This window comes from Armatimonadota bacterium (genome assembly GCA_020354555.1).
In the GTDB taxonomy this organism is placed as follows: Bacteria; Armatimonadota; Hebobacteria.
Genome location: CP070648.1, coordinates 3,513,218 through 3,517,254, shown reverse-complemented (window position 1 = coordinate 3,517,254; position 4,037 = coordinate 3,513,218). Strand labels below are relative to the sequence as shown.

Below are 4,037 nucleotides of genomic sequence, written 5' to 3'. Positions count from 1 at the left end.
TTCCTGCAAAGAACTGGGGCATGCGCAACCTGCGCATGCCCCAAAAAGCGAACTGAGGGGCGGCGGTTCGACGCACCGTGCGCCCCGGGTCAACAATCGACCGTCACGGCACCGTGATGGAGTCGCTCGTTTCCACGTTCGACGCCGGGTCGTAGGTCCGCCCTGCAAGGGCGACGGTATCCACTGTGAACGTGAACGTCGTTCCGCTTGTCGCTGCCTTGACCTTGTTCGACTCCAACGTTACCTGACCGGCGGCGTCGGTGAGGCCGACATCGCTGTCCGAGGTCGCGCCGCTCCAGTGCCCGGAGACAGTGGCGCCCGCCACCGGGTTCCCGCCGGCGTCCGCGACAGTGACGGTCGCCCGAGCCGAGGTGTTCTTGCCGGCGAACTTGAGCGACATGGTGATGTCGGCGACGTGCATGGTCTGGCCGGGGGGCACGATGCCGACCGTGGTCGTTCGCGAGTTGTTCGCCAGGTTGGTTTCGCCTGCAACGGCGGTTGCCTCGGCTATCAGTGTGTGATCTCCGGATGAAGCGGACGTCGTATCCCACGTGAATGACACCAATTGAGTCGCGCCGGCTCCGAGGCCGGTCACGGTCTCGTCGCCGATGAGCACGCTGTCCGTGACGTCCGTCACAATAACATCGAAGGTCTCCGCATAGTCCCCCGGGTTGGCGACGGTGACGTATATGGAAACCAGGTCTCCCTGGGCCGCAGAGCCGGGAACGTCGAGGTTAGTCACCGCGACGTCATGAGTGGGCGCCGGCGTGTAAGTCAGTGCCGCGTAGGCGTCCACAAGCCCCCAGCCGTATTCCGGATCCCAGCCGGGGGCGCCCTTGTCCTCGGCCGTGCTCTGGAGCGCCGCGCGCACTTGATCGGGGCTGCTCACGCCGTTGGCAATCAGGAGCGCGGCCACCCCTGCGACATGAGGGCTGGCCATCGAGGTGCCCTGGAGAAACCAGTACGCGAAGTCGGATGTGTCGCCTGTGTTGACGTTGAACGTGTTCTGGAGGACGCCGTCGCCGTAGCCGTCGCCGTTCTGGTCCACGTTGAGGTCGCCGCCCGGCGCTGCGATGTCCACGTACGAGCCATAGTTGGAATAGGGCGCCCGCATCTCGTCGTAGCGAGTAGCGCTTACAGCGATGCAGTAGGCATCATATGCCGCGGGGTAAAGGGGGCGATTGAAGAAATAGCCTTCGTTACCCGCCGCGCAAACGACGGTGGCGCCGACCTCGTAGGCGTGCGCGACCGCGTTCTCCAGGGTAGTAGACGGCGCCGTGTCGCCGAGGCTGAGGTTCAGCACCTGCGCCCCGTTGTCGGCGGCGAACCAGATGCCGTCCGCTACCTCCGCATCGGTGCCGAAGCCGAGTGCGTCCAGTACCTTGACGGGCATCAGCGACGCCCCGAAAGCCACTCCGGCCACCCCGAGCGAGTTGTTCGTACTCTGCGCGATCGTGCCCGCAACGTGAGTGCCGTGCCCCTGATCGTCGTTGGGATGCGTGTCGTTGTTGATGAAGTCATAGCCCGGAACGAAAGTCGTCTGCGCTAGGTCGGGCGCCTGGTAGTAGTACTGACGAAATCGGCCCCGGATCCTCTGCGAGTAATCCTCGTAGGCGATCCCGGTGTCTATGACCGCGACGACCACGCCGGCTCCGGTGGAGATATCCCACGCTGGCTCCAGGTTGATCCCGCCGCCGTTGACGCCGCCATACGGGTTCGGCCCGGCGGGCCAGGCGCTGTCGTCCAGGTGCCACTGGTAGGAGTAGTAGGAGTCATTCGGCAGCATTAGCGCGCGGCGGACAAAGTTCGGCTCCGCGTACTCGACGTTCGGGTTTCGCCGGTATGCTGCCACCATCTGGCCCACTCCTCGGCCTGACGGCAGCCGCAGGCGCATGAAGCCCGCGAAGGGGCTGCGATAGAACGCCGCCGTGCCGTGCGCTCGGTTGATCGCGTCTATCGCGGCTGGGGCGACGCCCGGTTTGAACTTGACGATCATCTCGCCCGCCACGGCTTCGCCTTGATCATAGGGTACGAGATCCGCAGGCGACAGGTTCTCCCGCGCTTGAGCTGCATACGCTCCCGCGAGCAGCATCACCAGAGCTACCATGAGAGCCATCGCCCTCGCGCTGTCACACCGCTTTGTCATTGGATCAGCCTCCTCTGGCGGCTAAGCGTCCGGATAACAACCGCAGCAATAATCGGGCCACGCACGCCTGGCTGGCGAGCGCTCGCCCCTCGGGGCATATCATAGCATAACGATGCGTGCGGAGTGAACTGCAAACAGACGTATGCATAGCAGCAGGGGGAAACGCGTTGCACGGCTGCGTGCAAGCCAGAGCAGAGCGTCTGTTCTACAAGTCGCTTCCGAACAGGACGCTGAAGAGCCAATCCAGCGGCGAACCCTCGCGGTAGCGCTGGGCGCGCTCGCGTTCGTGCTCCATCTTGACCTCGGCAAGCCGCCCGCGGATCTCGGCGCGCTTGGACTCGTCGGCGACGTCCACCTGAAAGAAGCGGCGCATCTGCATGATCTCACCCGCGTCAATCCAGATGCCGTGGCCGTCGGGGCACTCGTCGAGAATCACCGTGGAGGTCATGTTCCACCGGTAGCGCATCATCTCTCTGCCGCAGCGTACGCACTGGACGTACTTCTCCAACTGCTCGGGGGTGAGGACGACCTTCGGTCCGCAGCGGCGCGCCTCTTCAACTTCGAGGAAGTCCCAGCGTGTGCCGCGCTCCAGCGAGTTGTCCTGCTGAATGCGCAGCAGCCCCTCCGACATCGCGGGTTGCAGGCCGGCCAGGAGATCCTCCCTGCCTACCCAGATACCGGCGCAGCTGTCGAGACACGCCTCGACCGCGGTGCTGACTCCCGTGGTTGTCTTCACCAGCACCGGACGGAGCTCGTTGTCGCAGCGCGGGCACTTCGCCATGCCGACTATCCTTAGGGGTCAATCTTCGCCGCGTCTGTGCCAAGACCTGCGCGTTCGAACTCGCCATTCGCTGTGCGGCCTACGGGAAGGTAAGCGCCTGCACGGGCCGAAAACCACCTCACGGGAATCAGACAAACCCAGTGTCGAAAGGAGACGCACGCATGACGGGCAACTTCCAGGTACCGCCTGGGCAGCCGCCGGCAGACATGCCGCCTCCAGGGCCGCCCATGCAGCCGCATCGTGGAGCCATGATCCTCGTCTTCGGCATCCTCGGGATACTCGTGTGCTGCATCCTGGGCATCGTCGCGTGGGTCCTCGGCAACAACGACCTGCGCGAGATGGATGCCGGCCGCATGGATCCGACCGGCCGCGGCTTGACTAGCGCCGGCAGAATCCTGGGCATGATCTCGGTCGGCCTTGCCGTACTCTGGGTGATCCTGTGGCTGACGGTGTTCGGGGCCATGATCGGAACGATGCCGAGGCCGTAGCGGAATCGCCCATTGTGAGAACATGAGCACGCCGCGGGTGCGGCGGCTGTCCGCCGCCGCCACTCGAGCGCAGGAGAGCAACCGTGCGCGTTTCGCTTCGTCCATGCGATAGGCGATGGACCGCCGGGTGGGCGCCGCTGCTGGCTGCCGCCGTCTACGTGGCACTGGCCGCGGCCGTGATGGCGCTTGCCCGCGTCTATGACACGTCCTGCGTTCTCTGTCCGTTCAAACAGCTCACGGGTCTGCCGTGCGCGACCTGCGGGACGCCGCGGATGGCGCTCGCCTTCCTGACCTTCCACTTCGCGGATGCCTGGCGCTTGAACCCGATGCTGGCATCCGCATTGCTCATCGGCGCGGGTTGCCTCGCCCTGCGCTATCTCGGCGGCCGTCGCGTGGTCATCGAATCATCCGCGCCCGCGCGGTGGGCAACCGTCGCGCTGCTCGCAGTCGTTGTGATGGCGAACTGGGTGTATCTCATCGTGGCCGGCCGGTAGCGGGCTCGCCGCGGCGTCTCGCTGCTCGGCCGTCCAATACACGGCCGACGCTCACCACGAATTCCGCCCGATTGCCTACCGACGCCGCCGACCGCGCGCGGCGACCGCGTTGATCTCCTCGGCAAAGG

The 4,037-nt window shown here is 65.3% G+C and carries 4 protein-coding genes; 2 read left to right on the top strand and 2 right to left on the bottom strand.

Annotated features, from left to right (window positions below; translation table 11 throughout):
• Positions 1-103: 103 nt before the first annotated feature.
• The gene (locus JSV65_14390; GenBank protein UCH33742.1) at positions 104-2,146 is read right to left on the bottom strand and encodes a S8 family serine peptidase; all 2,043 of its coding nucleotides are present in this window, start codon (positions 2,144-2,146) and stop codon (positions 104-106) included.
• Between the two features lie 205 nt (positions 2,147-2,351).
• Positions 2,352-2,927, bottom strand: coding sequence for a zf-TFIIB domain-containing protein (locus JSV65_14385; GenBank protein UCH33741.1), 576 nt, complete (start codon positions 2,925-2,927; stop codon positions 2,352-2,354).
• 161 nt (positions 2,928-3,088) lie between these two features.
• Here JSV65_14385 and JSV65_14380 point away from each other — a divergent pair, with 161 nt between their 5' ends.
• Both JSV65_14380 and JSV65_14375 read left to right on the top strand, forming a co-directional pair.
• Positions 3,089-3,415: a DUF4190 domain-containing protein gene (locus JSV65_14380; protein UCH33740.1), complete on the top strand. Its 327-nt coding sequence runs from the start codon at positions 3,089-3,091 to the stop codon at positions 3,413-3,415.
• 83 nt (positions 3,416-3,498) lie between these two features.
• Positions 3,499-3,909, top strand: coding sequence for a DUF2752 domain-containing protein (locus JSV65_14375; protein UCH33739.1), 411 nt, complete (start codon positions 3,499-3,501; stop codon positions 3,907-3,909).
• Positions 3,910-4,037: the final 128 nt, after the last annotated feature.